We start from the raw sequence: 25,190 nt of genomic DNA, 5'->3' as shown, positions 1-25,190 counted from the left end.
AACCCTTCATGCAAGCCGGGCATTTTGTCAGTGGCAAGGATGACCGCACTTCGGATAGCCTTGTCAACGCGAACCGTTTGCCCGCATGCCGAGCGCGGAGGATTGTGATGAGCTATCTCGACGAGCTGTTTGCGGTAGCCGGCAAGACCGCGCTGGTGACGGGAGCGGCGACCGGCATCGGCCGCATGGCGGCGACCGCGCTGGTCAGGGCGGGAGCCAGCGTGATGATCGCGTCGCGCAAGGGCGAGGATTGCATCAAGGTCGCCGGCGAGTTGAACGCGCTCGGCGCTTCTGGCCGCGCCGAGGGCTTTGCCGGCGACGTCTCCAGCGAAGCCGGCATTGCGGCGCTCGTCGCCGAGGTCAAGGCGCGGACCGACAGGCTCGATATCCTCGTCAACAATGCCGGCGTTTCCTGGGGCGCGCCGCTGGAGAGTTTTCCCTACTCGGCCTGGGCCAAGGTGTTCGGCGTCAATGTCACCGCGGTCTTCCATCTGACGCGCGAATTGCTGCCGCTGCTCGAAGCGGCCGCCAGCGACGACGATCCGGCCCGGGTGATCAATCTGGGTTCGGTGATGGGCACGCAGCCCTTGGCCGACGATGCCTATTCCTACGCCGCCTCCAAGGCCGCCGTTCATCATCTGACACGCACGTTGGCGCTTGAGTTCGCCGCCCGCCGCATCACCGTCAACGCCTTCGCGCCGGGGCCTTTCCAGAGTCGCATGACGGCGTTTGCCACCGGCACGGATGAACAGGCCAGGCATGTCGGCAGCCACGTCCCGATCGGCCGCATCGGCGCGCCAGATGACATTGCCGGCGCAACGCTCTATTTGTGCAGCCGTGCGGGCAACTATGTCACCGGCGCCATCCTGCCGATCGACGGCGGGCAGTCGGTGCAGCATGGATTGACCCTGTTCAAGGAATGACATGTTCCGGCCGCAGAAGCCGGAGATGAACTGGAGGACATGAGCGTGGAACCGATCAGTCTCGATGTGCTTCTGGCCAGTGTCGGCAAGGAAGTCGGCGTCTCACCGTGGCGTGTGGTCACGCAACGCATGATCGACCAGTTCGCCGACGCTACGGACGACCATCAGTTCATCCACTGCGATCCGGAGCGGGCCAAGCGCGAGACGCCGTTCGGCGGCACCATCGCGCATGGCTTTCTGTCGCTGTCGCTGTTGTCGGCGATGACCTTCGAGACCATGCCACCGCTGGAAAATGGCAAGATGGGGGTCAATCACGGCTTCGATTCGCTGCGCTTTCTGGCCCCGGTAAAGACCGGCGCCCGTATCCGCACCCATTTCGTGCTGGCCGACGTCAAGGTCCGGCCGTCGGGCTGGGTGCAGACAGCGCACGATGTGACGATTGAGATCGAGGGATCGAAGAAACCGGCGCTGACCGCCCGCTGGCTGACGCTGACCCTGATCGAACGCCAGCCCGAGACCGCATGAACGACGCCAACGCGCTCGACCAGGCAGCGCTCGCGCCTTACCTTGAGGCGGCAATACCGGGCTTTTCGGGGCTCGCCACGATCGAGAAATTCAAATCCGGCCAGTCCAACCCGACCTATCTTCTTAAGGCGGCCAGCGGCCGCTATGTGCTGCGCGCCAAGCCACCGGGGCGGTTGCTGAAATCGGCGCATCAGGTCGACCGCGAATTCCGCGTGATGAAAGCGCTTTCCGGCACCGCCGTGCCGGTGCCGAAAATGCTGCATCTGTCGGCCGAGGAGTCGCCGATCGGCCGCATGTTCTACGTCATGGATTTCCTCGACGGCCGCATCTTCTGGGATCCGGCACTGCCGGAGGCGCGCGACAATGACGAGCGCGCCGCGATCTACGATACCACGAACGCCACGCTCGCGGCCCTGCACGATGTCGACGTCGAGGCCGTGGGCCTGTCCGATTTCGGCCGGCCGGGCAATTATTTCGAGCGCCAGCTGGCACGTTGGACCAGCCAGTACCGTGCCTCGGAAACCGGCACCATCGCCGAAATGGACCAGCTGATCGCCTGGCTGGAAACGCATATGCCCGCCGATGATGGCCTGATATCGCTGGTGCATGGCGACTATCGGCTGGACAATCTGATCTTCGCGCCGGACCGGCCAAAGGTGCTGGCGGTGCTTGATTGGGAACTGTCGACATTGGGCCACCCCTTCGCCGACATCGCCTATCAGTGCATGCAATGGCGCCTGCCGCACGCCTCCGGCTTTCGCGGCTTGGGCGGTATCGACCGCGCCGCCCTCGGGCTGCCCTCGGAAGAGGACTACGTCGCGGCCTACTGTCGCCGGCGCGGGCTCTCCGGCATCGGCAACTGGACCTTCTTCCTCGCCTTCTCCTTCTTCAGGCTGGCCGCGATCTGCCAGGGCGTCTACAAGCGGGCGCTCGACGGCAACGCCTCCAATCCTGAAAAGGCCAAAACCTACGGCGAGGCGGTGAAGCTGCTTTCGCATCTCGCCGCCAGACTGATTGAGGACAAGGCATGACGGACAGCTTTGAGGGAGCAACGGTGCTGATCACGGGTGCCGCCGGAGGTCTCGGCCGCGGTGCCGCGAAAGGCTCCTTCATGACCGGGCACGCACTGGCCGTCGATGGCGGCGTCGGCGCCATCTGATCCTGCCGCTTGGGAACAGGCGATGCCCTTGTTCGTTTCCGTACAGCGTATATAATTAGCCACGTACACCAACCAAAAGAGGCACCAGACTTGCCGCTGAGCGTCCAGAAACGCCGCGAAAAACAAAAGGCCGAACTGCGCTCCGAGCTCGTCGAGGCCGCGCACAAGCTCGTCCAGGAAGAAGGTTATGAAGGCCTGACCATCCGCAAGCTGGCCAAGCGGGTCGGCTATGCGCCGATGTCGGTCTATTCCTATTTCGCCGACAAGCAGGACATCCTGTTCGCGCTGGCCGAAGATGCGTTCGAGACGCTTGCCCGACGCATCGAGGAGCACCCGTCCGACGATCCGATCGAGGCCTTGCAGGCTGTGATGACCGAGTATGCCGCGTTCGGGCTCGGCAACCCCAATGAATACCGCACCGTCTTCATGACCGAAAAAACCAAGCCGCCGGAAGGCCGAAGCTATAAGGATATGGAGGAAGGCAACCCGGCGATGAAGGTGCTCATCAAGCGGGTCGAAGCCTGCGTCGCCGCCGGCAAATTGCGGGGCGATCCGCGCGCCATCGCCACCATGCTGTGGGCTGTCGGCCACGGTACCATCTCGCTGCTGATCACCTTTCCCTTCTACCCCTTCGGCGACCCGCAGGCTTTTGTAAAGCGGATGTGCGATTTCACCCTTGCGACGCTGAGCACGCAAGATGTGCCGCCCCTGACCGAGACACCGGTCACCTGCTGACAGTCGCTTCTTCCATTCCCGATCTCCCCGTCATCCCGGCCAAACCGGGGCAATTTTTGGGTTAACAAAAATTTACCGTACGCGTACGATTTTGGCTTGAACTTCCGGATCGACGGGCGTATTTGTAAGGCATATCGTACATGTACGAACAGAATTCGCCCGTCGAAAACGGAAACTGACAATGAAAAAGACCCTCCTCACCCTAGCCGCCGTGCTGGCACTTTCGGGCTCGGCCTTCGCCGCCAGCGCCGCCCAGCCGGTCAAGCAGGCGCCTGCCGTAACCTGCGTTGACACCAAGACCCATGCGAAGCTTGACTGCAGCGCGACGGGATCGATCGAAAAAACGACCACCAGCTCGACCGAAGGCAAGAGCCCGCGGCTCGGCATCGACATCAATCCGTGGATCGTGCCGAACTTCTGATCCACGGCCATCGAAAAGGGGCCACGGAGCCCTTGGGGCCGGAACTGGCTCTCCGAACGACCCTATCAGGCGATCGTCAGCGGTCGCCTGGCAGCAGAACTCTCAAAGGCCGCGTCGATCAGCTTCTGCATGTCGGCGGCGCGCCGGAAGGACGGATCGCCGTTGAGGCCGGTGTTCAGCGCTTCGGCAAAGCGCCGGGCGTTGCGCTTGACATCCGGCGGCGTCAGCGTCCGCCAGCGTTGCTGGTCGACATCCTTGCCGAGGCAAGCTGACAGGCTTGATACCTTGCCATCGGTCTCGACCTTGATGGCTCCCTTGGTGCCGTGCATGGCCAGCGACAGCTCATTGGTGTTGCCGGTCATGTAGCGGCTCGCCACGATCGTGGCGAGGGCGCCCGACTTCAGCCGCGCCGTCATCGCCACGCTGTCATTGGCATCCAGCACGTAGTCGCCGATCCGGTCGCCGTCGGCCTTGGGAAACGTCACCAGATCGGCATGGAGACTGACGATATCCTCCGCCGCGCCGTAGGTGGCGAAGTCCAGTATGTGGATACCGACATCGCCCAGCACGCCTGTCGAACCATGCCGGCTCGACAGGCGCCATAGCCATTTGTCCTCGACCCGCCAGTCGCCCCAGGATTTGCTGACCAGCCAACTCTGCTTGTAGCTCGCCTCGACATGGCGCAAATCGCCGATCTCGCCGGCCTGCACCATGCGCCGCGCTTCCTGGATCGCGGGCGAGTTGCGATAGGTCAGGTTGACCATGTTGACGACCCCGGCCGCCTCGGCCGCTTCCGTCATGGCCAGCGCATCGGCGTGGTTCGGCGCCAGAGGCTTTTCGCAGAAAATGTGCTTTTCCGTAGCCAGCAGGGCCAGCGTCGTTGCCTTGTGCACGCCGTCCGGCGTCGCATTGATGGCAGCATCGAACTGCCCCCAGGCGATCGCCGCCTCCAGGCTCTCGAAGAAATCGCCGATCCTGTTGGCGGCGGCAAACGCCGCCGCGCGGCCCGGCACCTGATCGACACAAGCGACGATCGTGCAGCCGGGAATCGCTGCAAATTCGTCGACGTGATGCCCGGCAATGCCGCCGGTGCCAAGCAGAAGCAGCCTGTGTGTCATCGGCCCAAGCCCCTCATCAACTCACCCCAGGCAACTCAGCCCCGATCAGCTCAGGCCCTTGTCGCCGTCGGCATGCAGGCGTAGGCCCTTTTGGACAATCTTCTCCTTGGCCTTGTCGGCCGGCACGTTGGGCGCATCAGTGATGCCGGCCCATGCCGGTGCCGGGTTGTGCGCCCAGTGCACGGCGTTGCGCAGCACCTGCTGCACGCCCTCATTGTGATAGATCGGATAGGTCTCGTGGCCGGGCGAGAAATAAAAGATGCGGCCGGCGCCGCGCTGATAGGTCAGCCCCGACCGGAACACCTCGCCGCCCTCATACCAGGAGATGAACACTGTCTCGAGCGGCTCCGGCACCGCGAACGGCTCGCCATACATTTCGGTCTCGCCGATCTCCAGGCATTCGCCGATGCCTTGCGCGATCGGGTGACCGCGGTTGATCGCCCAGACGCGCTCGCGCTCGCCCGCCTCGCGCCATTTCAGCGAGCAGGGCGTGCCCATCAGCCGCTTGAATATCTTCGAGTAGTGGCCGGAATGGAGCACGATCAGCCCCATGCCTTCCCAGACCCGCTTCTGCACGCGCTCGACGACCTCATCCTTGACCTCGCCATGCGCTGCATGCCCCCACCATAGAAGCACGTCGGTGGCGGCAAGGCGCTTTTCGCTCAGGCCATGCTCCGGTTCCTGCAAGGTGGCGGCGGTCGCCTCGATGCCCTTGTCCTGGTTGAGCGCGGCCGCGATAGTGCCATGCATGCCCAGGGGATAGAGGCCGCGCACGGCGGCATTGGTCTGTTCGTGGACGTTCTCGCCCCAGACAATGGCTCTTATCGTCATTTTCCCTCTCCAAAGCGCTTTGAATATCGCATCCACTGATGTGCTGGGAAGATGCCTCTCGACCAAAATTTTCTCAACATCAGGGCTGGCGAGCCTTGCGTCCGGGGACGGTCTTGGCCTTGCCGGGTTTCGCCGGCCCGCCCGGAATGGCCGACCCGGTGATGGACACCGGATCGCTGGCCGGGAACGTGTCCTCGAGACCCTCCTCGAGTTCCTCTTCAGCGTTGGCCTCGTGATGCCGCTCATGTTCAAACGAGCGAACCGCCGCCGTTTTCGCTATGGTTTCCGCTGTGGCTTTCCTGGGCGATTTCGGCGCGGACTTCGACGGCATCGGCATTTCTCCCTCGACCTGTCGCCGCACAACGAATGCTGGCGGCAAACGTTCCGGGGTCAGCCGGCGGCGTCGCGGGCTCCCTCGGACAGAAAAGTAAAGACATAGTCCGAGAAGGAACGCCAGCATTCGACCCGGAAGGCGTCGTTGGCCGTACGCAACAGCACGATCTCTGCCTTGCCGAGAATGGTGCGCGAGGCTGCGCCCACCGGAAATGCGTCGAGCGACAGATCCTGCGGGCAGCCTGAATTGATCGCGGCTTCGGCCGCCGGACCGGTGACGGCTATGGCAATGTTGCGATGCGAGATGCCGACCGACGAATGCAAGGCGGAAACCCCTGCGCAATCGGCGAGCGGGTCTTTGCCGGCCTCGTCAATGACAAGCCATTCGTCCGGCCCAAGCCAAAGCGCCGTGCGCCCGGCTTTCGACGTTGAAGTCTTCGGCTTCTTCGGCAAGGTCACGCCGAGCGCCTTTGACAGGGCAGCGACGGAAGCCTCCGGCGCGCGCAGCGAGATGCGTTCCGCCGGCGGCAGCACCTCGACCTTGACACCGGTTGCGGAAACACTGCGCCCGGCCAATGCCGGACGCCGCTCGGCCGAAGGCGAAGCCGTCGCGGTGGTCTTTGCAGCAGCCTTAGCCATTGAGGCGCCCTCCCGTCTCGTCGAAGAACACCATGCCGGTAACCTCCACTTCGATCAACCCGTTCGGCATCGGCACGTAAAGCGTGTCGCCCATCCGGTCACGGCCGCCGGCGACCAGCGCCAACGCTATGGAACGGCCGCAATTCTGCGACCAGTAGCTCGAGGTGACATGGCCGATCATCTTCATCGGGATCGCCTGTTTGGGATCCTCGACGATCTGCGCGCCCTCTTCCAGAACCACCTTGGGATCCTTGGTCTTGAGGCCAACCAGTTGCTTGCGGCCCTTGGCGACCAGGTCCGGCCGCATCATGCCCCTGATGCCGACGAAGTCGGTCTTTTTCTTGCCGACCGCCCAGTCGAGACCGGCGTCGTTCGGCGTCACCGTGCCATCCGTGTCCTGGCCGACGATGATGTAGCCCTTCTCGGCGCGCAGCACGTGCATGGCCTCGGTTCCGTAGGCGGTGGCGCCATGCTTCTGGCCTTCGGCCCACAGCGCCGCCCATACGGCCTGGCCGTAATCGGCCGGCACGTTGACCTCGAAGCCGCGCTCGCCGGTGAACGACATGCGGAACAGCCTGGTCGGCACGCCGCAGATCTTGCCTTCGCGCACCGACATATGCGGCAGCGCCTCGTCGGACATGTCTATGCCTTCGACCAAGGGTTCGATAATCTTCCGCGCGCTCGGCCCCTGCACGGCGATGACCGCCCATTGCTCGGTGATCGAGGTCAGCCAGACATTCAAATGCGGGAATTCGGTCTGGAGATAGTCCTCCATATGGTTCATGACGCGCGGTGCGCCACCAGTCGTCGTCGTCACGTGGAAACGGTCCGGCGCCAGCCTGCCGACGACGCCGTCATCATAGATGAAGCCGTCCTCGCGCAGCATGATGCCATAGCGGCAACGGCCGGGCTCCAGCTTCTCCCACGGGTTGGTGTAGAGCAGTTCCATGAACTTGGCGGCATCCGGCCCGACCACTTCGATCTTGCCCAGTGTCGAGGCGTCGAACAGGCCTGCCTGGTTACGGACGGCGACGCATTCGCGGTCGACCGCGGCATGCATGTCTTCGCCGGCCTTGGGGAAATACCAGGCGCGCTTCCACTGGCCGACATCCTCGAACACGGCACCATGTGCCTCTGCCCACGGATGGATCGCCGTCTTGCGCGTCGGATCGAACAGCGGCCCGCGCGCATGGCTGACGATCGCGCCGAAGGTGACAGGCGTGTAAGGCGCGCGGAACGTGGTCAGGCCGACCTCCGGGATCGGCTTGCCCAGCGTTTCCGCCGCGATCGCCAGTCCATGCATGTTGGAGGTCTTGCCCTGGTCGGTCGCCATGCCGTTGGTGGTGAAGCGCTTGACGTGCTCGATCGAGCGCATGCCTTCATGCACCGCCTGGCGGATGTCCTTGGCGGTAACGTCGTTCTGGAAATCGACAAAGGCTTTCACCGTCGTGTCCGGCCCGGCCCCCGGCGCGGCGCCCAGCATGCCGCGCGACCAGTTCTCCGAGGCATCGACCTTCGGCTTCATGCCCTTGGCGGTTTTGGCGCCGGCATCCTTGGCCGCCTTGGCGCCCGCCGCATAGGCCTCGTCCACCGTGGCCGACAAGCCGTCGGTGCCGTTGCAAGCGCCGACCGAGACGCAGTCCTGCGCATAAGTGCCCGGCACGAAGCGCTGGGTCTCGTCGTTGAAGGCGACCTTGCCGCGCGACTGCGAGAACAAATGGACCGACGGCGTCCAGCCGGCCGACATCAGGATTGCATCGACGGGGATGGTGCGCTCGCCGCCGCCATTCTTCGGCTGCACCGTCATCGACGACACGCGCAGTTTGCCGCCGGCGCGGATCACCGCGCGGCCGAAATTGATCTCGATGCCGAGCGCCCTTGCCTCGTCGATCACCGGACCGGTCGGATTGTCGCGCAGGTCGACGATCGCCGCGACGTTGACGCCGGCCTTCTTCAGGTCGATCGCCGCCGCGTAAGCCGAGTCATTGGCGGTGTAGACGCCGACATTCCTGCCAACGGCCACGCCATAGTGGTTGAGGAAGGTGCGCGCCGCGCCCGCCAGCATGATGCCCGGCCGGTCATTATTGGCGAACACCATATGGCGCTCGATGGCGCCGGAGGCCAGCACGACGCGCTTGGCGCGGACCTGCCAGAGCCGTTCGCGTGGCAGATCATGGCCAGGGGCTTTCAAATGATCGCTGACGCGCTCGACCAGGGCGACGAAATTCTGTGCGTAGTAGCCGAACGCCGTGGTGCGCGGCAGCACGCGGACATTGTCCATCGCGCTCAGCCTGGCGATGGCCGCTTGCGCCCAGGCAAAACCGTCCTGGCCATCGATCTTCGCTCCACTCTCGAAACGCAGGCTGCCGCCGAACTCGGCCTGCTCGTCGGCCAGGATGACGCGTACGCCGGTCTCGGCCGCCGCAAGTGCCGCCGCGATGCCGGCGGCACCGCCGCCCAGCACCAGCACGTCGCAATGAGCATAGCGCGAGGAATAATGATCGGGATCAGGCTTGTTCGGAGAAACGCCAAGGCCGGCGGCTTCGCGGATCTTGGGCTCGTAGAGGCTCTTCCAGGCCGCCTTCGGCCACATGAAGGTCTTGTAGTAGAAGCCGGCCGAAAACATCGGCGACGCGATGTCGTTGACCGCGCCGACATCGAAGGCGAGCGACGGCCAGCGGTTCTGCGAGTTGGCGGCGAGCCCGTCATAGAGCTCCTGCACGGTCGCGCGCACATTGGGCGTCTTGCGCGCGTCGTCGCGTACGATCTGCACCAGCGCGTTGGGCTCTTCCGCGCCGGCGGACAGCACGCCGCGCGGCCGGTGGTATTTGAACGAGCGACCGACCAGATGCACGCCATTGGCAAGCAGTGCCGAGGCCAGCGTGTCGCCCTCGATGCCGCTATAGGACCGGCCGTCGAAGCTGAACCGCGCGGTCTTGGCCTGGCTGAGGCGACCGGCGCTCGGAATGCGGAATGCGCCGCTCATTTGGCAACCACTTCGTTGGAGTTTTTGGGCAGCTTGGTGGGTTTCGGCTCGCCGGCCTTGTAGGTCATGACGAACTTGTCGGTCACGGTGTCACGCACGGCATTGAAGAAGCGGGCGCAGCCATGCATGTGTCGCCAGCGCTCGTAGATGATGCCCTTGGGGTTCGAGCGGATGAAGAAGAACTTCTCGAAATCGTCGTCGCTCTCGCCGGCCATGTTGGCCGAACGCGCTATATGCGCCTCGCCGGCGTTGCGGAACTCGAGTTCCGGGCGCTCTTCCTCGCAATAGGGGCAGCGGATGAGAAGCATTTTTCGTTGATCCTACAATTCGCCATGGCCGACGCGGGCGCCGGCGGGTTGGTCGCAAAGCTTCTGGCCCATTGTCATGAAGGGAGCGACGAGCCGCAGCCGCTCCTCGACGCTAGCCGAGGCACGAAACAGGTCGCGATTGGCCATGTTGCCGAGTGTCAATTGCATCGGGTCCGTGGTGACGATGACGCCGCCGCGCGGTTTCAAATTCTCGTCCTCGTCCAGGCCTTCCGGCCGGCCTTCAAAGAACATCACGACTTTCTGGCCGGCGCTCCACACACAGGCGAGCATTCCCTCGTCGATCGAAAACGGCCATGCGGTCTCGTTGCCGGCGCGGCTGATCGGCTGCAGCCGCACTTCTTCCGGCGTCGGAAAATGGAACATCCCCTGTTCCCCCGCCAGCATCAGCGGCATCGCGACAGCCATTTCGGCCATCATCAGTGCGCCACCGCCGCCGCTGCCGCCTCGTCGATAAGACGGCCGGTGCGGAAGCGTTCGATGGTGAAGGGCGCGTTGATCGGATGCGGATCGTCCTTGGCGATGGTGTGGGCGAAGACATGGCCCGAGCCCGGCGTCGCCTTGAAGCCGCCTGTGCCCCAGCCGCAATTCACGTAGAGGCCGGGCACCGGCGTCTTGGCCAGGATCGGCGAGCGGTCGGGCGTCACGTCGACGATGCCGCCCCACGAGCGCAGCATCTTCATGCGCGTGAAGATCGGGAACATCTCGCAGATGGCGTCGAGCGTATGCTGCAATATGTGCAGGCCGCCGGTCTGCGAATAGGAGACATACTGGTCGGTGCCGGCGCCGATCACCAGTTCGCCCTTGTCGGACTGCGAGATGTAGGCATGCACGGTGTTCGACATCACCACGCAGGGCACCACCGGCTTGATCGGCTCCGACACCAGCGCCTGCAGCGGATAGCTCTCCAGCGGCATACGCACACCGGCCATGTTCATGATCACCGAGGAGTGTCCGGCGGCGACGACGCCGACCTTCTTGGCGCCGATGAAGCCGCGTGTCGTCTCGACGCCGGTGACCGCGCCGTTCGGTGCCCGCTTGACCCCGGTCACCTCGCAATTCTGGATGATGTGGACGCCGCGCGCCGAAGCGCCGCGCGCATAGCCCCAGGCGACGGCATCATGACGCGCGGTGCCGCCACGGCGCTGCAGCGCCGCACCCACCACCGGGTAGCGCGCATCTTTCGAGGTGTTGAGCGGCGGACAGAATTCCTTGGCCTGCTCTGGTGTCAGCCATTCATTGTCGATGCCGTTCAGCCGGTTGGCATGGACATGGCGCTTCAGCACCTGGATGTCGTGCACATTGTGGGCGAGCATCATGACGCCGCGCGCCGAATACATGACGTTGTAGTTGAGCTCCTGGCTCAGTCCATCCCACAGCTTCAGCGCGTGGTCATAGATGCCGGCGCTCTCGTCATAGAGATAATTGGAGCGGATGATGGTGGTGTTGCGGCCGGTGTTGCCGCCGCCCAGCCAGCCCTTTTCCAGCACCGCGACATTGGTGATGCCGTGCACCGTGGCGAGATAATAGGCGGTGGCCAGGCCATGGCCGCCGGCGCCGACGATGATGACGTCGTATTCCTTCTTGGGCTCGGGCGAGGACCATTGCTCCTCCCAGCCCTTATGGCCGCGCATGGCCTCGCGGGCGATGGCGAATACCGAATATTTTTTCAACGTCCCAGCCTCTCGCCAAAAAGGTCTCGCAAAATGGCGCAGGGGCATTCACTCGGCCCCGGCGCGCGAGGTGTATCACTAGCGAAACAGCGCTGCCACCCTTGCGCTGTTTGCGACGGCGCTTGCCGTTTTGCGCCGTGGTGAAAAAGACGCCCGCTAGGCATCGGCACATTGGCCGGTTTCGGGTCGCCCGCCCGATCCCGGCTACCGCCAGGCCATCCGATGCCTCGAGCTTCACCACGGGCATCGCGCTGTTTGCCGACGGCGGTCTCGATCAGCCGGACGTGAAGGGCTTCGAGGCGATGATGCTGGTCCGCCACTTTTTACCAGTCCGCCGGGCTTGCTTTTTTGGCGCGATTTGACGATCTCGTTTCCTGTCGAAACGGGTCTTCTTGCCGAAAAAGGTCCTGGAACCATGATGCTGATCCGAACCTACGTCGCCGCGAGCGCAATCGAGGGCGTCGGCATGTTCGCCGCCGAGCCGATCCGGAAAGGCGCCTCGATCTGGCGCCTCGATCCCGATTTCGACCGGCTGATCCCGATGGACAAATACGAGGCGGCGCCGCCGCCTCTGAAGGAATTGCTCGACCGCTACGCCTATCCGAGTCCCGATCGGCCGGGTTTCATGGTCTATGAGGTCGACAATGGCCGCTTCATGAACCATTCGGCGACGCCGAACACCGACTTTTCGCAATATGGCGGCGCGACCGCCACCCGCGACATTGCAATTGGCGAAGAGATCACCTGTGATTATGGCGAGTTCTTCGAGGATTTTGAGCGGCTGCATCTGGCCACGGCGTAGTCGGCCCCCTATCTCTTGTCCATTCGTGGCGATTAGGCCGCCGTCCTTCATTTCGGCTGTGGACAGCGCGGTCTGATTCTGCTATCAGCCGCCACAATTCGTGGTGTCGACCGCTGCGGAGGCTAGTGGCTATGGCCGCCTGCCTATTGATATCAAACCCGAAAGACAGGATTGCCCGTGCAGGTACTCGTCCGCGACAATAACGTTGATCAGGCGCTTCGCGCGCTGAAGAAGAAGATGCAGCGCGAAGGCATTTTCCGCGAAATGAAGATGCGCGGTCACTACGAGAAGCCTTCCGAGAAGCGCGCCCGCGAAAAGGCTGAAGCCGTGCGCCGCGCCCGCAAGCTGGCCCGTAAGCGCGCACAGCGCGAAGGCCTGCTGCCGATGACGCCGCGTCCGGTGGCTGCCGGTGCTGCCGGTGCAGCGCGTCCGCCGCGCTGATTATCGCCAATATTTCGTCCTTTTCGAAGGATACCAAGGTGGCGCGATGCGGAATCGCCGCCACCTTTTTGTTTAGAGCCACATGCGCCCGCCTGGGCGCACAGGATACGCTCTGACACTTTATGACATTGTGACCGGCCCGGAGGGGGGATCCGGACCTGAACGACGCGGCAAGTGAGGACAGGGCAGACATGAACGCAACAAGCGTGGAGCGGGGGACCGCATTGCGTGGTTTCGCCCTGACAGCGGCCCTGCTTTCCGGATTGGTGCTTGCCGCCTGCCAGACGTCGGGCCCGGCCGGCGAGTTCAACAACATCGACAAGGCGCAGGGGTCGAGCGAGAACATCTCCTCGCTGTCGGCGGTCATCCAGCGCAATCCCCAGGATCCCGAAGGCTACAATGTGCGAGGCTCGGCCTATGGCCGGGGCGGCCAGTACCAGGCGGCGCTCAAGGACTTCAACCAGGCTATCCAGCTCAATCCGAATTTCTACCAGGCCTATTCGAACCGCGCGCTCATCCAGCGCTTCCTCGGCAATCAGGAAGCAGCGCTTGCCGACTACAACCGCTCGATCCAGATCAACGGCAATTATGATGCCGCCTATATCGGCCGCGGCAATCTCTATCGCAAGGCGGGCCGCACCCAGGATGCCTTCAACGATTTCCAGAAGGCGATCCAGCTCGACACCACGGACGCCCGCGCGTATCACAATCGCGGCCTGATCTATCAGAGCCAGGGCCAGCACAAATTCGCCATCGAGGATTTCTCGACCGCCATCTCGCTGGCCCCTGATGCCGCGGAGCCTTACAACGGGCGCGGCCTCTCCTACCTGGCGACGGGCGACGAGGACAATGCCTTCTCCGATTTCAACATGGCCATCAAGCTCGACGGCCAGAATGCCGAGGCCTGGGCCAACCAGGCGCTGATCTATGAGAAGCGCGGCGACAAGGCGAAGGCGGCGAAATCCTATCACGAAGCCGTGCGCCTCAACCCCAGCTACCAGCCGGCCAAGGACGGCCTCGCTCGCGTCAGCTGATAGCCGGCTAAGCATTGCGGGTCAGGTTGCGTGTCCGAAAGGACACGCACCGCGGCGGATCGCCGCCAATCAACCGCGCGTTAACCCCCGCAACAAGCCGTTAGCCCTTGCCTTGTTCGCGCCAAGTTTTCGGCGGAACGGACTGGTCACCCAAGCCGTTATTTCGAAGCATTTTGCGAAAGGACCCTCCCCCATGATCAAGAGACTCGTCTGCGCCGCGGCACTCGCCACGACCGTGTTTGCTGCCGCTCCGGCCAGTGCCGGAAAGCTGCAACTCGGCACGCTCGACTGCACCATTGATGGCGGCACCGGCTACATCGTGACGTCCAACAAGGGTGTGTCCTGCGTTTTCCGTCCCCACCATCACGGGCCGTCGGAGATCTACACCGGCGTCATCTCCAAGCTCGGCGTCGACCTCGGCAAGACGCATCAGGGCCAGCTCGTCTGGGCGGTTCTTGCCGCGACCCACGACCGCGACGCCGGCGACCTTGCCGGCAGCTATTATGGCGTGAACGCCGAGGCCAGCGTCGTCACTGGCGGCGGCGCCAATTTGCTGGTCGGCGGCTTGGATAGCGCCTTCATGCTGGAGCCACTCAGCGTCCAGGCGCAGACCGGCGTCAATCTTGCCGTGGCCGTGACCTCGCTTGAGCTGATCCATTCGCTCAAGTGAGTGGATAGGTCTCGCGCAATTACAGGAAAAGTGTGAGACGGTTTCCCGTCCGCAATTGCGCTAAAACGAAGGGTTAGAGCAGTTCAACGTTTCCGTGACACGGCGAACTGCTGTGAGCTCCACGACCCCTCACCCTGCGGCGCGGAACCGGATAGGATGGTTCCGCGCCGTTTGATTTTGGGGGGACCGCCATGCCAAAGACAGCCATTGCCGCTGCCGTGATCGCAACCGTGCTTGCCGGCGCGGCACAAGCGCAGGACGGCGGAATAGAGCTCGGCACGCTCGAATGCGCCATCGGGGGCGGCACCGGCTTCATTTTCGGCTCGAGCAAGGATCTGAGCTGCACCTTCACCCGACCGACAAGACCTTCGCGCCGGAAGCCTATTTCGGCGCCGTCAACAAATACGGCCTCGACATCGGCACGACGAAGCAGGCGGTGATGCAATGGCTGGTGCTGACACCGCTGAAGAACATCTACGCGCCCGGCGCGCTGGCGGGCGACTATATCGGCCCCAGCGCCGAGGTGACGGCGGCCGTCGGCGCCGGCGCCAATCTTTTGGTCGGCGGCTCCTCGCAGGCCTTCACCCTCCAGCCGCTCAGCCTGCAGACCCAGACCGGCATGAATCTCGCCATCGGCGTCAGCCAGTTCCAGCTGCGCAGCACCGAGAACTGATTGCTTCGCGAACGCGGCCAATCGCGGGAGACGGCCGCGTAACGCACTCTCAAAAAACCGCTTGAGCTCAAGCGCGGTTGAGGTTCTACAAGCCCGCCCAGGCAAACGACGCCTGGTGCGGCGCACCATCCCGATGCGCATGGTCCTGCCGGAAAGCCTTGCTGGCTTCTGGTGCCACGCGCCGGCGTCGAGATATGCAGAGGCGGGGGTGAAGATGGCTGAAATCAGCACAAATAGGGTCGACTGGCGCGCCTTGTGGGCGAGCGGCGACCTGGCGCGCTTCTGCTTCATCAGTCTCGGCATCCTGCTTCACGCCACCAATGAAACGATGGTGGCGACCGTCATGCCGGCCATGGTCGGGGAACTGGCCGGCGTGCAGCTCGTCGGCTGGTCCCTGGCAATCTACGAGCTTGGCGCCATCGTCGCCGGTGCTGCCGCCGGACGGCTGGTGAGCTATGTAGCGCTGCGCACCACCATGGTGGTCGCGGCGCTGCTCTACGCCGCCGGGGCGCTGATCTGCGCCACCTCGCCGTCCATGCAATTGTTCCTTGCCGGCCGCCTGATCGAGGGGCTGGGTGGCGGCGCGCTGGTGTCGCTGGCCTTCGTCTCGGTCGAGCGGCTGTTTTCGCGCGCCATCTGGCCGCAGCTTTTCGGCATCATGTCGGCGATCTGGGGCGTCGCGGCGTTCAGCGGCCCGCTGCTCGGCGCGATCATGACCGAGCTCCTGTCGTGGCGCTGGGCCTTCGGCGTCTTCACCTTGGGCGGCACCGCCATGGCGCTGGCGAGCTTCCTCGTGCTCGACACGCCGGAGGCGAAGAAACCCGCGACAAGCGCGGGCAAGGCCCCGCCCTTTCCGTTCGCGGCCCTCGGCTGCCTTGCCGTCGCGGTGGTGCTGATCGCCTCGGCCGGCGTCGATATCGCCCTGCTGCGCTCTTCGCTGCTGATCGTGCTTGGCCTGGCGGGTCTCGCGCTGTTTTTCTACATCGACGGGCTGAAGCCGCGCTCGCGGCTTTTCCCGGCGCGGCTGTTCTCGTGGCGCACACCGGTCGGCGCCGGCATGACCATGGTCGCCGCCTTTTCTATCGCGACCTGCTCCTTCGGCGTCTACGGACCCCTGCTGCTGACCAGCCTGCACGACATTCCGCTGCTGACCACCGGCTACATCATCGCCGCCGAATCGATCGCCTGGTCTATCCTGTCGATCCTCGTCGCCAACGCCCCGCCGCGGCGTGAGCGGCTGATCATCGTCTGTGGCGCATTGATGATCGCCGCGGGCATAGCTGGCTTTGCCTACACGATACCGCTGGGCTCGATCCCGCTGATCCTGGTCTGCGCCCTTTTGCAAGGCGGCGGCTTCGGCGTGGCCTGGCCATTCCTGACCCGCGTCATCGTCGCCTCCGCCCCGGACGACGAGCAGACCATCGCCTCGGCCGCGGTGCCGACCATGCAGCGCATCGGCTATGCCGTGGGTGCGGCCCTTGCCGGCATCGTCGCCAACGCCAGTGGTTTTTCGCAAGGACTGAACCACGACGCGGCGGCCAATGTCGCGAGCTGGCTGTTCCTTGCTTTCGTGCCGCTTGGGCTGCTCGGCTGTCTCGCCGCCCTCCGGATGTCGGCGGCCGCGAGCCGGCCGCTGGAAGCCACCGGCTGACTTGGGGTCAATCGAAGCGCCGTCTCAATCGACACGCAGGCGGTAGCCGACACCGGTTTCGGTGGTGATGTAGCGCGGCTGGTCGGGGGTCTTCTCGATCTTCTGCCTGAGCTGCCGGACATAGACCCTGAGATACTGCACGTCGGTGGAATCTCCCCAGATCTGCTTGAGGATGAAGTGGTGGGTCAGCACCTTGCCGGCATGCTGCACCAGGATGCGAAGGATGTCGTATTCCTTCGGCGAGAGCTTTATCTCCCTGCCCTCGACCTTGACGATGCGCTTGACCAGGTCAACCGAGAGGTCGCCGCTCTGGAAAACCGGCTTCTCGCCCTGTTGTTGGAACTTGTGCCGCAGCGCCACGCGGATGCGCGCCACCAGTTCGTTCATGCCGAACGGCTTGGTGACATAGTCGTCAGCGCCGAGTTCGAGCGCGTTGACGATGCCCGCCTCGTCGGTGCGGCTGGAGAGGATGACGACGGGGATGTCGACGCCCTCGTCACGCCATTTGCGCAAGAGTTCATGGCCACCCATGCCCGGCAGGCCGAGATCGAGCAACACCAGGTCGGGCTTTTCCTGTTCCATCAGCTCGATCGCCACCTTGGCGTTCGGCGCTTCGCTGACCGCATAGCCCTGGCTGGCGAGGCCGACCCGAAGCAGCTTGCGGATCGGCGGCTCGTCATCGACAACCAGTATCCTGACATTCGAATTCGTCATCAAAGCTGATCCACGCTGGGCCCGTTGCCGCGATTGTCGGCCTCGGGCGCTTCGGCCGGCACCGGCATCCTGATGGTGAAAGCGGCACCGGGACGGTCGCTGCGATTGGCGGCCGAGATCGTGCCGCCCATCGCTTCGACAAAGCCGCGGCAGATCGACAGGCCGAGCCCAGTGCCGGCGCGCACCTGATCGCCCTTGCGCACCCGGTAGAAAGTGTCGAACACGCGTTCCAGATCCTGCGCCGGAATGCCCGGTCCCTCATCCATGATCCGCACGACGACGGAGCCATTGTCGATCCATCCCTGCACGCGGATCGTCGAGCCGGGTGGCGAATATTTCGACGCATTGTCGAGAAGATTGAACAGGACCTGTTCGAACAGCACGGGATCGAGCTTCAGCATCGGCAGGTCAGGCGGAATATCGACCTCGATTCTATGTTCGCTGGTGATCTTGCGGGCGCGGTCAAGCGCCGTGCCGACGATATCGCCGGCATAGTGGAGGGCACAGTTCGGCTCCATCGCACCGGATTCGATCTTGGTCATGTCGAGCAGATTGGCGATGAAGCGGTTCAGCCGTTCCGACTCGTCGATCACCGTCGACAGAAGCTCCGCCCTGTCCTGCTCGGGGAGATCAGGCGCGAATTCCTTGAGCGTGCCGGCCGCCCCCATGATGGCCGAGAGCGGCGTTTTCAGATCATGCGAAATCGAGGTCAGCAGGGCCGAGCGCAGCCGGTCGGCCTCGGCGGCGAGCTTGGCACGGTCGACGTCGGCGACCAGTTGGATGCGCTCGATCGCCACCGCAGCCTGGTCGGCCAGCGCGTCGAGCAGGCGCTGTTGCTCGGGCGTCAGCAGCGGGCCCTGCTTGTCATTGTCGAGGCCGACGACACCGAGCGCGGTGCGCCCCGTGCGCAAGGGAAGATAGAGGCGTTTGGCGCCGGGCAGCGTGTCGGCGCCGCGCCCGGCGGCACGGTTGTGCTCCCAGGCCCAGCGGGCGGCGGCGATGTCGGCCTCCGCCAGCGTGTCGTCGGGCGGATAACCGGCCTTGACGGTTATGGTGCCGTCTTCGGGCAGAAGCAGCACCACGCGCAGCTTCAGCATCGAGGCGATCTGGAAGGCGGTGGCCCAGAGAACGTCGTCGAGCGTACCGGCGCCGGCGAGCTTCTTGGAGAACAGATAGATGTCTTCCGTGGCCCGCGCCCGCGAGCGGGCAGCGACCGCCTGGCGCTGCACGCGTGCCGTCAGGTCGCTGGCGATGACGGCGACGACCAGGAACACGCCGAGCGCCACAATGCTCTCCGGATCCCGGATCGTCAGCGTGTAGCGCGGCTCCAGGAAGAAATAGTTGAAGGCAATGGCGCTGACGACGCAGGCATACAGGGCCGGCCAGAGACCACCGGCGACGGCGGACGTCAGCACCCCGATGAGGAAGATGATCGCGAGGTTGCGAACGTCGAGAAACTGGTCGAGCAGGACGGCGAAAGCGAGCGAGCCGGCGACAAAAGCGGTAGCCTTGAGATAGGGCCGGATCTGGAATTGCCATTGCTCGTCGGCCGCCTTGACGCTTCTCGAACTTGCCTCGGCATCACGCTCCGTTCCGGAAATGACATGGACGCTGATGTCGCCGGCATTGCGGATCAGGTCATAGGTGAGCGATCCCTCGATCAATTCTCGCCAGCGCGACCGGGTCGGCCTGCCGACCACGATATGGGTGAAGTTGTTCGCCGTCGCATGGCGGACGATGTCCTGCGCGACGTTCTGGCCGGGAATGGTCGTCACCTCGGCGCCGAGCTGCTCGGCAAGGCGCAGCAGCGTGGCGAGGCGGTCCTTGTCTTCCTCGGACATGCCCGCCGAGCGAGGCGTATCCACATGAAGCGCCGTCCATGGCGCGCGAAGCCGGTCGGCCAGCCTGCGGGCGTAGCGGATGCGGGCAGCACCGCCTGGACGCGCATCAACGCAGACGAGAACCCGTTCCCCGGCAGCCCACGGTCCCGAAATGGCGTGCGCCTGCATGTGGTTGAGCAATTGCTCGTCGACGCGCTGGGCCGTGCGGCGCAGCGCCAGCTCCCGCAGCGCCGTCAGATTGCCCGGCGAGAAATAGTTCTCGATGGCGCGTTGCGCGGTGTTGGGGAAATAGACCTTGCCTTCCTGCAGCCGCTTGATCAGGTCATCGGGGGTCAGATCGATGATTTCGACGTCGTCGGCCTGGTCGATGATGGAATCGGGAACCGTCTCGCGAACCCTGACCCGCGTGATCTGGGCGACGACGTCGTTCAGGCTTTCGACATGCTGGATGTTGAGCGTCGTGTAGACATCGATGTCTCGCGCCAGGATTTCCTGGACGTCGAGGTAGCGCTTGGGATGGCGGCTGCCGGGCGCGTTGGTATGGGCGAGCTCGTCGACGAGGACCAGCGCCGGGCGCCGGGCAAGGATGGCGTCGATATCCATCTCGTCGAGAATGCGTCCCTTGTAGTCGACCTTGCGGCGGGGAATGACTTCATAACCCTCGACCAGGGCCTGGGTTTCCCGACGGCCATGCGTCTCGATGACGCCGATCACCACGTCGATGCCGTCGGCCAGCCTGGCACGGCCCGACATCAGCATCTCGTAGGTCTTGCCGACACCGGGCGCCGCGCCAAGGAATATCCGCAGACGGCCGCGCCCTTCCCGCTCGGCATGCTCGAGCAGCGCGTCGGGAGAAGGTCTGTTTTCGCTGCTGCTGTCTTCCGGCATCGGAACCGATCATGTATGGCGCCGGGGATGCTGTCGATCCCCGGCGCCTGCCATCAACTATTTCGCGGCGTCCAGCGCCATGTTGAGCGCCAGCACGTTGACCACAGGCTCTCCCATGAAACCGAGTTCCCGGCTCTCGACCCGGCCGTCGACGAGCGCCTTGACCCTGGCTTCGTCGATGCCCCTGGCCTTGGCCACGCGGGGAACCTGGAAATAGGCGGCCTCCGGGCTGATCTGCGGGTCGAGGCCGCTGCCGGACGTCGTGACGAGATCCATCGGCACCGGCGCGTTCGGATTCTCTGCCTTCAGCTTCCCGGCATCGCCCTTGATGCGCTCGATCAGCTTGGGATTGGTCGGGCCGAGATTGGAACCGCCGGAGGCGCTGGCGTCATAGCCGTTGCCGGCGGCCGAAAGCCTGCCATGGAAATACCTATCGCCGGCGAAGGCCTGGCCGATCAGTTCGGAGCCGATCACCTTGCCGTCCTTCTCGATCAGGCTGCCATTGGCCTGCTTCGGGAACAGCGCCTGCGCGATGCCGGTCATGCCCAGCGGATAGACCAGGCCGGTCAGCACGGTGAAGAAAACGACCATGACGATCGCGGGTCTGATTTGCTTGACCATCGGAATGATCCTTATGCGAGGCCGAGGGCCGTGACGGCCATGTCGATCACCTTGATGCCGACGAACGGCACTATGATGCCGCCAAGGCCGTAGACGAGGAGGTTGCGGCTGAGCAGCGCACCGGCGCCGATCGCCCTGTATTTGACGCCGCGCAGCGACAGCGGGATCAGCGCTATGATGATCAGCGCGTTGAAGATGATGGCCGACAGGATGGCGCTCTGCGGTGTCGCCAGATGCATGATGTTGAGCGCTTGCAGCGGGCCGGTGGTCTGGCCGGGCGCGACGTAGAAGACGGCGAACATGGCCGGGATGATGGCGAAGTATTTGGCCACATCGTTGGCGATGGAGAAAGTGGTCAGCGAGCCGCGCGTCATCAGCAGCGCCTTGCCGATCTCGACGATCTCGATCAGCTTGGTCGGGTCGCTGTCGAGATCGACCATGTTGCCGGCCTCGCGAGCGGCGACCGTGCCGGTGTTCATGGCGACGCCGACATCAGCCTGGGCTAGCGCCGGCGCATCATTGGTGCCGTCGCCGCACATGGCGACCAGCTTGCCCCTGGCCTGCTCGTCGCGGATCAGCTTCAGCTTGTCCTCCGGGGTTGCCTGGGCAAGAAAATCGTCGACGCCGGCTTCCGCCGCGATGGCCGCCGCCGTCATGGGGTTGTCGCCGGTGATCATCACCGTGCGGATGCCCATCTTGCGCAGCTCGGCGAAGCGCTCGCGGATGCCCCCCTTGACGATGTCCTTGAGGTGGACGATGCCGAGCAGGCGCCCGTCCCGCTCGACCGCCAGCGGCGTGCCCCCGGACTTGGCGACCTCGTCGGCCATCGCCTGCAGATCCCTGATCGTGTCGCTGTTCGGGCGCGTCGCGTGGCCGCCCGCGTTCGACCGGTTGACATGGGCGAGCACGGAATCGACCGCGCCCTTGCGCACCGAGGAGCCGTCAATGTCGACACCGCTCATGCGGGTCTGCGCGGTGAACGGCACGAAGGTCGCGTGCAGCGTGGCCATGTCGCGGGCACGGATGGCGTATTTCTCCTTGGCCAGCACGACGATCGAGCGGCCCTCCGGCGTTTCGTCGGCGAGCGAGGCAAGCTGCGCCGCGTCGGCCAGTTCCTGCTCGGTGACGCCCTTGACCGGACAGAACTCGGTCGCCTGGCGGTTGCCGAGCGTGATGGTGCCGGTCTTGTCGAGCAACAGCGTGTCGACGTCGCCGGCGGCCTCCACGGCGCGGCCCGACATGGCCAGCACGTTGAAGCGCACCAGCCGGTCCATGCCGGCGATGCCGATGGCCGACAGCAGCGCGCCGATCGTGGTCGGGATCAGGGTCACGAACAAAGCGACAAGCACGGTGACCGAAATATAGCCGCCGGAATAGGACGCAAAACTCGGGATGGTCGCCGTGGCCAGCACGAAGATCAGCGTCATGCCGACGAGCAGGATGTTGAGCGCGATCTCGTTCGGCGTCTTCTGGCGTTCGGCGCCTTCGACCAGCGAGATCATACGGTCAAGGAATGTGTGTCCGGCGGCGGCGGTGATGCGGACGCGGATCCAATCCGACAGCACCTGGGTGCCGCCGGTGACCGCCGAGCGGTCGCCGCCGGATTCGCGGATCACCGGCGCGGATTCTCCGGTGATAGCCGCCTCGTTGACCGAGGTGACGCCTTCGATCACCTCGCCGTCGGATGGGATGATGTCGCCCGCTTCGACCAGCACGGCGTCGCCGACCTTCAGGCTAGTGCCAGGCACCAGCTTGAACCTGGTGCGATCCTCGCCGGTCAACAGCTTGGCCTGCGTTTCGGTACGCGCCTTGCGCAGCGAATCCGCCTGCGCCTTGCCGCGCCCCTCGGCGACGGCTTCGGCGAAATTGGCGAAGAGCACCGTGAACCACAGCCAAATGATGATCTGCAGGGTGAAGCGCGGATCGCCACCGCCGGTGAGGAGATCCTTGACGAACAGCACTGATGTCAGCGCCGTAACCACCGCGACGACGAACATCACCGGGTTGCGGGCCAGCGTGCGTGGATCGAGCTTGCGGAAGGCGCCGCCGATGGCGGGCCACAGGATGCGTGCATCCATGATGCTCGCGGATTTTGAGTGTCTCATCTTGAAGCTCCAGCTTCGCTGTTGTTGGTCGGCACCGACCGATCGGGCGCCTGAAGAAGATGCGGAAGCCCGTAGGCCAGCAACCAAAGGGCGATCATGACGATGGCAAGTCCGAGGAACGTCGACATCGTCGGAAAGGGAGGAGGCTTGCCGCCCCTTTCACCTTCACCGTCGGGCTGATGCCGGCCATTCGGACGTCTGATGTTGAACATGGACATGTCCGCCTCAGAATGTCTGCCCGTGGATCATCGCCAGATGCTCGACGATCGGGCCGACGGCGAGCGCGGGGAAGAAGGTCAGGCCGCCGACGATGACGATGACGCCGACCAGCAGCCCGACGAACAGCGGACTGTCGGTGGGGAAGGTGCCGGCCGAGGCCGGCACGGTTTTCTTCGCCGCCAGCGAACCCGCGATGGCGAGCGCCGGGATGATGACCAGAAAACGGCCCATCAGCATGCCGATGCCGAGCGTGACGTTGTACCAGGGTGTGTTGCCGCTGAGGCCGGCGAAGGCCGAGCCGTTGTTGGCGGCCGCCGACGTGTAGGCGTAGAGCATTTCGGAGAAACCATGCGGGCCGCCATTGGCGATGGACGCCACGGCACTTGGCAGGACCACCGCGACGGCGATGAAGATGAGCATCGCCAGCGGCAGGCACAGGATCGCCAGCATCGCCATCTTGACCTCCTTGGCCTCGATCTTCTTGCCGAGATATTCGGGCGTGCGTCCCACCATCAGCCCGGCGACGAAGACCGCGATCAGGATGAACATCAGGATGCCGTAGAAACCGGCACCGACGCCGCCGATGATGACCTCGCCGAGCTGCATGTTGATGATCGGGACCATGCCGCCGAGCGCGGTGAAACTGTCGTGCATGGCATTGACCGCGCCGCAGGACGCGGCCGTGGTGATGACCGCGAACAACGCCGACAGCGCGATGCCGAAGCGGGTTTCCTTGCCTTCCATATTGCCGCCGTCAATGCCCAGCGCGTGCACCAGCGGATTGCCCGCGGCTTCCGCCCAGTAGCAGACGGCGACGCCGGCGATGAACAGAACGCCCATCGACGCCAGGATCGCCCAGCCCTGCCGCTGGTTGCCGACCATGCGGCCGAAGACGTTGGTGAGAGCAGCGCCGAGCGCGAAGATCGTCACCATCTGGATCAGGTTGGAAATCGCGTCGGGATTTTCGAACGGATGCGCCGCATTGGCGTTGAAGAAACCGCCACCATTGGTGCCAAGCATCTTGATGGCCACCTGCGAAGCGACCGGGCCAAGCGCGATCGTCTGCTTGGCGCCCTCCAGCGTGGTGGCGTCGACATATGGCCCAAGCGTCTGCGGCATGCCGAGCCAGACATAAACCAGCGTCAGCACGATACAGAGCGGCAAGAGCACGTAGAGGATGCATCGGGTCATATCGACCCAGAAGTTGCCGATCGATCTACCGGAGGCGCGGGCGAAGCCTCGGATCAGCGCGATCGCGATCGCGACGCCGGTTGCCGCCGAAACGAAATTCTGGACCGTCAGGCCGGCCATCTGCACGAGATAGGACATCGTGCTTTCGCCGCCGTAGTTCTGCCAGTTGGTGTTGGTTACGAAGCTGGCGGCCGTGTTGAACGCAAGCGCCGGGCCCACCGCGCTCATGCCTGCGGGGTTGTAGGGCAGGCTGCCTTGCAGGCGCTGCAGGAGATAGAGCACCAGGAAGCCGGCAAGATTGAAGAGCAGCAGGGCCACCGCATAGGCGGCCCAGTGTTGTTCTTCTCGCTCGCTGGTTCCGCAAATGTGGTAGAGCCCGCGCTCCAGCGGGCCGAAGATGGGTGAAAGCGGCGTGCGCTCACCGTTGAAGACGCGGTGCATATAGAAGCCAAGCGGCTTCACAAGCAAAACGATGATCCCGCAAAAGACCAGGATCTGTATCCAACCGTTCAGTGTCATGGCTGTGGCTTTCCGTGCCTTCAGAAGCGTTCTGGACGAACGAGCGCGTAGGTCAGGTAGGCGAGCAGGAACACCGTCACGCCGCCACCCAGGATGTAATCGAAAAGCATGGTCCGGTCCTTCAGCTCAAATTCCATCGCAGGCTTTGACGT

27 protein-coding genes and 1 pseudogene are annotated in these 25,190 nt (G+C 64.2%); 13 read left to right on the top strand and 15 right to left on the bottom strand.

All coding sequences use genetic code 11. The annotated features are described in order from the left end of the window. Positions 1–107: 107 nt before the first annotated feature. From FJ548_RS08585 to FJ548_RS08565, 6 genes are all read left to right on the top strand, one after another. A complete protein-coding gene (locus tag FJ548_RS08585; protein WP_140609651.1) occupies positions 108–923 on the top strand; it encodes an SDR family oxidoreductase in 816 nt (271 codons plus the stop codon). A gap of 39 nt (positions 924–962) precedes the next feature. Then, on the top strand, positions 963–1,448 hold the full coding sequence (locus FJ548_RS08580) for a MaoC family dehydratase (protein WP_280175382.1): 486 nt from the start codon (positions 963–965) through the stop codon (positions 1,446–1,448). Beyond that, complete coding sequence (locus FJ548_RS08575) at positions 1,445–2,479, top strand: phosphotransferase (protein WP_140777655.1); 1,035 nt, start codon at positions 1,445–1,447, stop codon at positions 2,477–2,479. The genes FJ548_RS08580 and FJ548_RS08575 overlap by 4 nt, the downstream gene beginning before the upstream one ends. Further along, entirely contained in the window at positions 2,476–2,607 is a 132-nt protein-coding gene (locus tag FJ548_RS30695) for a hypothetical protein (RefSeq protein ID WP_281407056.1), read from the top strand. The genes FJ548_RS08575 and FJ548_RS30695 overlap by 4 nt, the downstream gene beginning before the upstream one ends. Before the next feature lie 90 nt (positions 2,608–2,697). Then, on the top strand, positions 2,698–3,342 hold the full coding sequence (locus FJ548_RS08570) for a TetR/AcrR family transcriptional regulator (protein WP_140777654.1): 645 nt from the start codon (positions 2,698–2,700) through the stop codon (positions 3,340–3,342). A 181-nt stretch (positions 3,343–3,523) separates the two neighbouring features. Further along, positions 3,524–3,763, top strand: a complete 240-nt coding sequence (locus FJ548_RS08565) for a DUF680 domain-containing protein (protein ID WP_140777653.1) — start codon at positions 3,524–3,526, stop codon at positions 3,761–3,763. Between the two features lie 65 nt (positions 3,764–3,828). Here the strand turns inward: FJ548_RS08565 and FJ548_RS08560 are convergent, their stop codons facing one another. The 8 genes from FJ548_RS08560 to FJ548_RS08525 all read right to left on the bottom strand — a co-directional run bounded on the left by FJ548_RS08560 (position 3,829) and on the right by FJ548_RS08525 (position 11,669). Beyond that, positions 3,829–4,881 carry a Gfo/Idh/MocA family oxidoreductase gene (locus FJ548_RS08560; protein WP_140777652.1) on the bottom strand — a complete coding sequence of 351 codons (1,053 nt, stop codon included), beginning with the start codon at positions 4,879–4,881 and terminating at the stop codon, positions 3,829–3,831. A gap of 45 nt (positions 4,882–4,926) precedes the next feature. Next, positions 4,927–5,712, bottom strand: a complete 786-nt coding sequence (locus FJ548_RS08555; RefSeq protein WP_140777651.1) for a ThuA domain-containing protein — start codon at positions 5,710–5,712, stop codon at positions 4,927–4,929. Between the two features lie 79 nt (positions 5,713–5,791). Next, positions 5,792–6,043 carry a hypothetical protein gene (locus FJ548_RS08550; protein WP_140777650.1) on the bottom strand — a complete coding sequence of 84 codons (252 nt, stop codon included), beginning with the start codon at positions 6,041–6,043 and terminating at the stop codon, positions 5,792–5,794. Positions 6,044–6,102: 59 nt separating this feature from the next. Next, entirely contained in the window at positions 6,103–6,684 is a 582-nt protein-coding gene (locus tag FJ548_RS08545) for a sarcosine oxidase subunit gamma (protein WP_140777649.1), read from the bottom strand. After that, positions 6,677–9,670, bottom strand: coding sequence for a sarcosine oxidase subunit alpha (locus FJ548_RS08540; protein ID WP_140777648.1), 2,994 nt, complete (start codon positions 9,668–9,670; stop codon positions 6,677–6,679). The genes FJ548_RS08545 and FJ548_RS08540 overlap by 8 nt, the downstream gene beginning before the upstream one ends. Continuing rightward, positions 9,667–9,978, bottom strand: a complete 312-nt coding sequence (locus tag FJ548_RS08535; RefSeq protein ID WP_023810124.1) for a sarcosine oxidase subunit delta — start codon at positions 9,976–9,978, stop codon at positions 9,667–9,669. Before FJ548_RS08535 ends, FJ548_RS08540 begins: the two co-directional genes overlap by 4 nt. A 12-nt stretch (positions 9,979–9,990) precedes the next feature. After that, positions 9,991–10,416, bottom strand: coding sequence for a hypothetical protein (locus FJ548_RS08530; RefSeq protein ID WP_140777647.1), 426 nt, complete (start codon positions 10,414–10,416; stop codon positions 9,991–9,993). Next, positions 10,416–11,669, bottom strand: coding sequence for a sarcosine oxidase subunit beta (locus FJ548_RS08525; protein WP_140609630.1), 1,254 nt, complete (start codon positions 11,667–11,669; stop codon positions 10,416–10,418). Before FJ548_RS08525 ends, FJ548_RS08530 begins: the two co-directional genes overlap by 1 nt. Positions 11,670–11,806: 137 nt before the next feature. On the opposite strand from FJ548_RS08525, the gene FJ548_RS08520 reads away from it, so the two are divergent. The 7 genes and pseudogenes from FJ548_RS08520 to FJ548_RS08490 all read left to right on the top strand — a co-directional run bounded on the left by FJ548_RS08520 (position 11,807) and on the right by FJ548_RS08490 (position 16,940). After that, complete coding sequence (locus FJ548_RS08520) at positions 11,807–12,031, top strand: hypothetical protein (protein ID WP_140777646.1); 225 nt, start codon at positions 11,807–11,809, stop codon at positions 12,029–12,031. 53 nt (positions 12,032–12,084) lie between these two features. Further along, a complete protein-coding gene (locus FJ548_RS08515; protein ID WP_140609628.1) occupies positions 12,085–12,471 on the top strand; it encodes an SET domain-containing protein-lysine N-methyltransferase in 387 nt (128 codons plus the stop codon). 177 nt (positions 12,472–12,648) lie between these two features. After that, positions 12,649–12,912 (top strand): 30S ribosomal protein S21, encoded by a 264-nt coding sequence (gene rpsU / locus FJ548_RS08510; RefSeq protein WP_008874389.1) that lies wholly within the window; start codon positions 12,649–12,651, stop codon positions 12,910–12,912. A 191-nt stretch (positions 12,913–13,103) separates the two neighbouring features. Then, positions 13,104–13,946, top strand: a complete 843-nt coding sequence (locus tag FJ548_RS08505) for a tetratricopeptide repeat protein (protein WP_140609626.1) — start codon at positions 13,104–13,106, stop codon at positions 13,944–13,946. Positions 13,947–14,139: 193 nt separating this feature from the next. Beyond that, on the top strand, positions 14,140–14,616 hold the full coding sequence (locus FJ548_RS08500; RefSeq protein WP_140777645.1) for a DUF992 domain-containing protein: 477 nt from the start codon (positions 14,140–14,142) through the stop codon (positions 14,614–14,616). A 191-nt stretch (positions 14,617–14,807) separates the two neighbouring features. Continuing rightward, positions 14,808–15,289: pseudogene (locus FJ548_RS08495) on the top strand (DUF992 domain-containing protein). A gap of 214 nt (positions 15,290–15,503) precedes the next feature. Next, positions 15,504–16,940, top strand: coding sequence for an MFS transporter (locus FJ548_RS08490; protein ID WP_140777644.1), 1,437 nt, complete (start codon positions 15,504–15,506; stop codon positions 16,938–16,940). Positions 16,941–16,964: 24 nt separating this feature from the next. On the opposite strand, the gene FJ548_RS08485 is transcribed toward FJ548_RS08490, so the two are convergent. Genes FJ548_RS08485 through kdpF form a run of 7 tightly spaced genes read right to left on the bottom strand, consistent with a single transcriptional unit; the run spans position 16,965 to position 25,148 of the window. Then, entirely contained in the window at positions 16,965–17,654 is a 690-nt protein-coding gene (locus FJ548_RS08485) for a response regulator transcription factor (protein WP_140777643.1), read from the bottom strand. After that, positions 17,654–20,383 carry a sensor histidine kinase KdpD gene (locus tag FJ548_RS08480; RefSeq protein ID WP_140777642.1) on the bottom strand — a complete coding sequence of 910 codons (2,730 nt, stop codon included), beginning with the start codon at positions 20,381–20,383 and terminating at the stop codon, positions 17,654–17,656. The genes FJ548_RS08485 and FJ548_RS08480 overlap by 1 nt, the downstream gene beginning before the upstream one ends. A gap of 57 nt (positions 20,384–20,440) precedes the next feature. Next, positions 20,441–21,004: a potassium-transporting ATPase subunit KdpC gene (gene kdpC, locus FJ548_RS08475; RefSeq protein WP_140766710.1), complete on the bottom strand. Its 564-nt coding sequence runs from the start codon at positions 21,002–21,004 to the stop codon at positions 20,441–20,443. A gap of 11 nt (positions 21,005–21,015) precedes the next feature. Then, a complete protein-coding gene (gene kdpB, locus FJ548_RS08470) occupies positions 21,016–23,109 on the bottom strand; it encodes a potassium-transporting ATPase subunit KdpB (protein ID WP_140777641.1) in 2,094 nt (697 codons plus the stop codon). Then, positions 23,106–23,321 (bottom strand): hypothetical protein, encoded by a 216-nt coding sequence (locus FJ548_RS08465; RefSeq protein WP_226890408.1) that lies wholly within the window; start codon positions 23,319–23,321, stop codon positions 23,106–23,108. Before FJ548_RS08465 ends, kdpB begins: the two co-directional genes overlap by 4 nt. A gap of 13 nt (positions 23,322–23,334) precedes the next feature. Continuing rightward, a complete protein-coding gene (kdpA, locus tag FJ548_RS08460) occupies positions 23,335–25,038 on the bottom strand; it encodes a potassium-transporting ATPase subunit KdpA (RefSeq protein WP_140766713.1) in 1,704 nt (567 codons plus the stop codon). Positions 25,039–25,058: 20 nt separating this feature from the next. Then, positions 25,059–25,148 (bottom strand): K(+)-transporting ATPase subunit F, encoded by a 90-nt coding sequence (gene kdpF / locus FJ548_RS08455; RefSeq protein WP_140609606.1) that lies wholly within the window; start codon positions 25,146–25,148, stop codon positions 25,059–25,061. Positions 25,149–25,190 lie beyond the last annotated feature (42 nt).

The sequence above is a fragment of the Mesorhizobium sp. B2-4-17 genome (assembly GCF_006441275.1).
In the GTDB taxonomy this organism is placed as follows: Bacteria; Pseudomonadota; Alphaproteobacteria; order Rhizobiales; family Rhizobiaceae; genus Mesorhizobium.
Note: the sequence above shows the minus strand (reverse complement) of the source record. Positions and strands in the feature narration are given on the sequence as shown.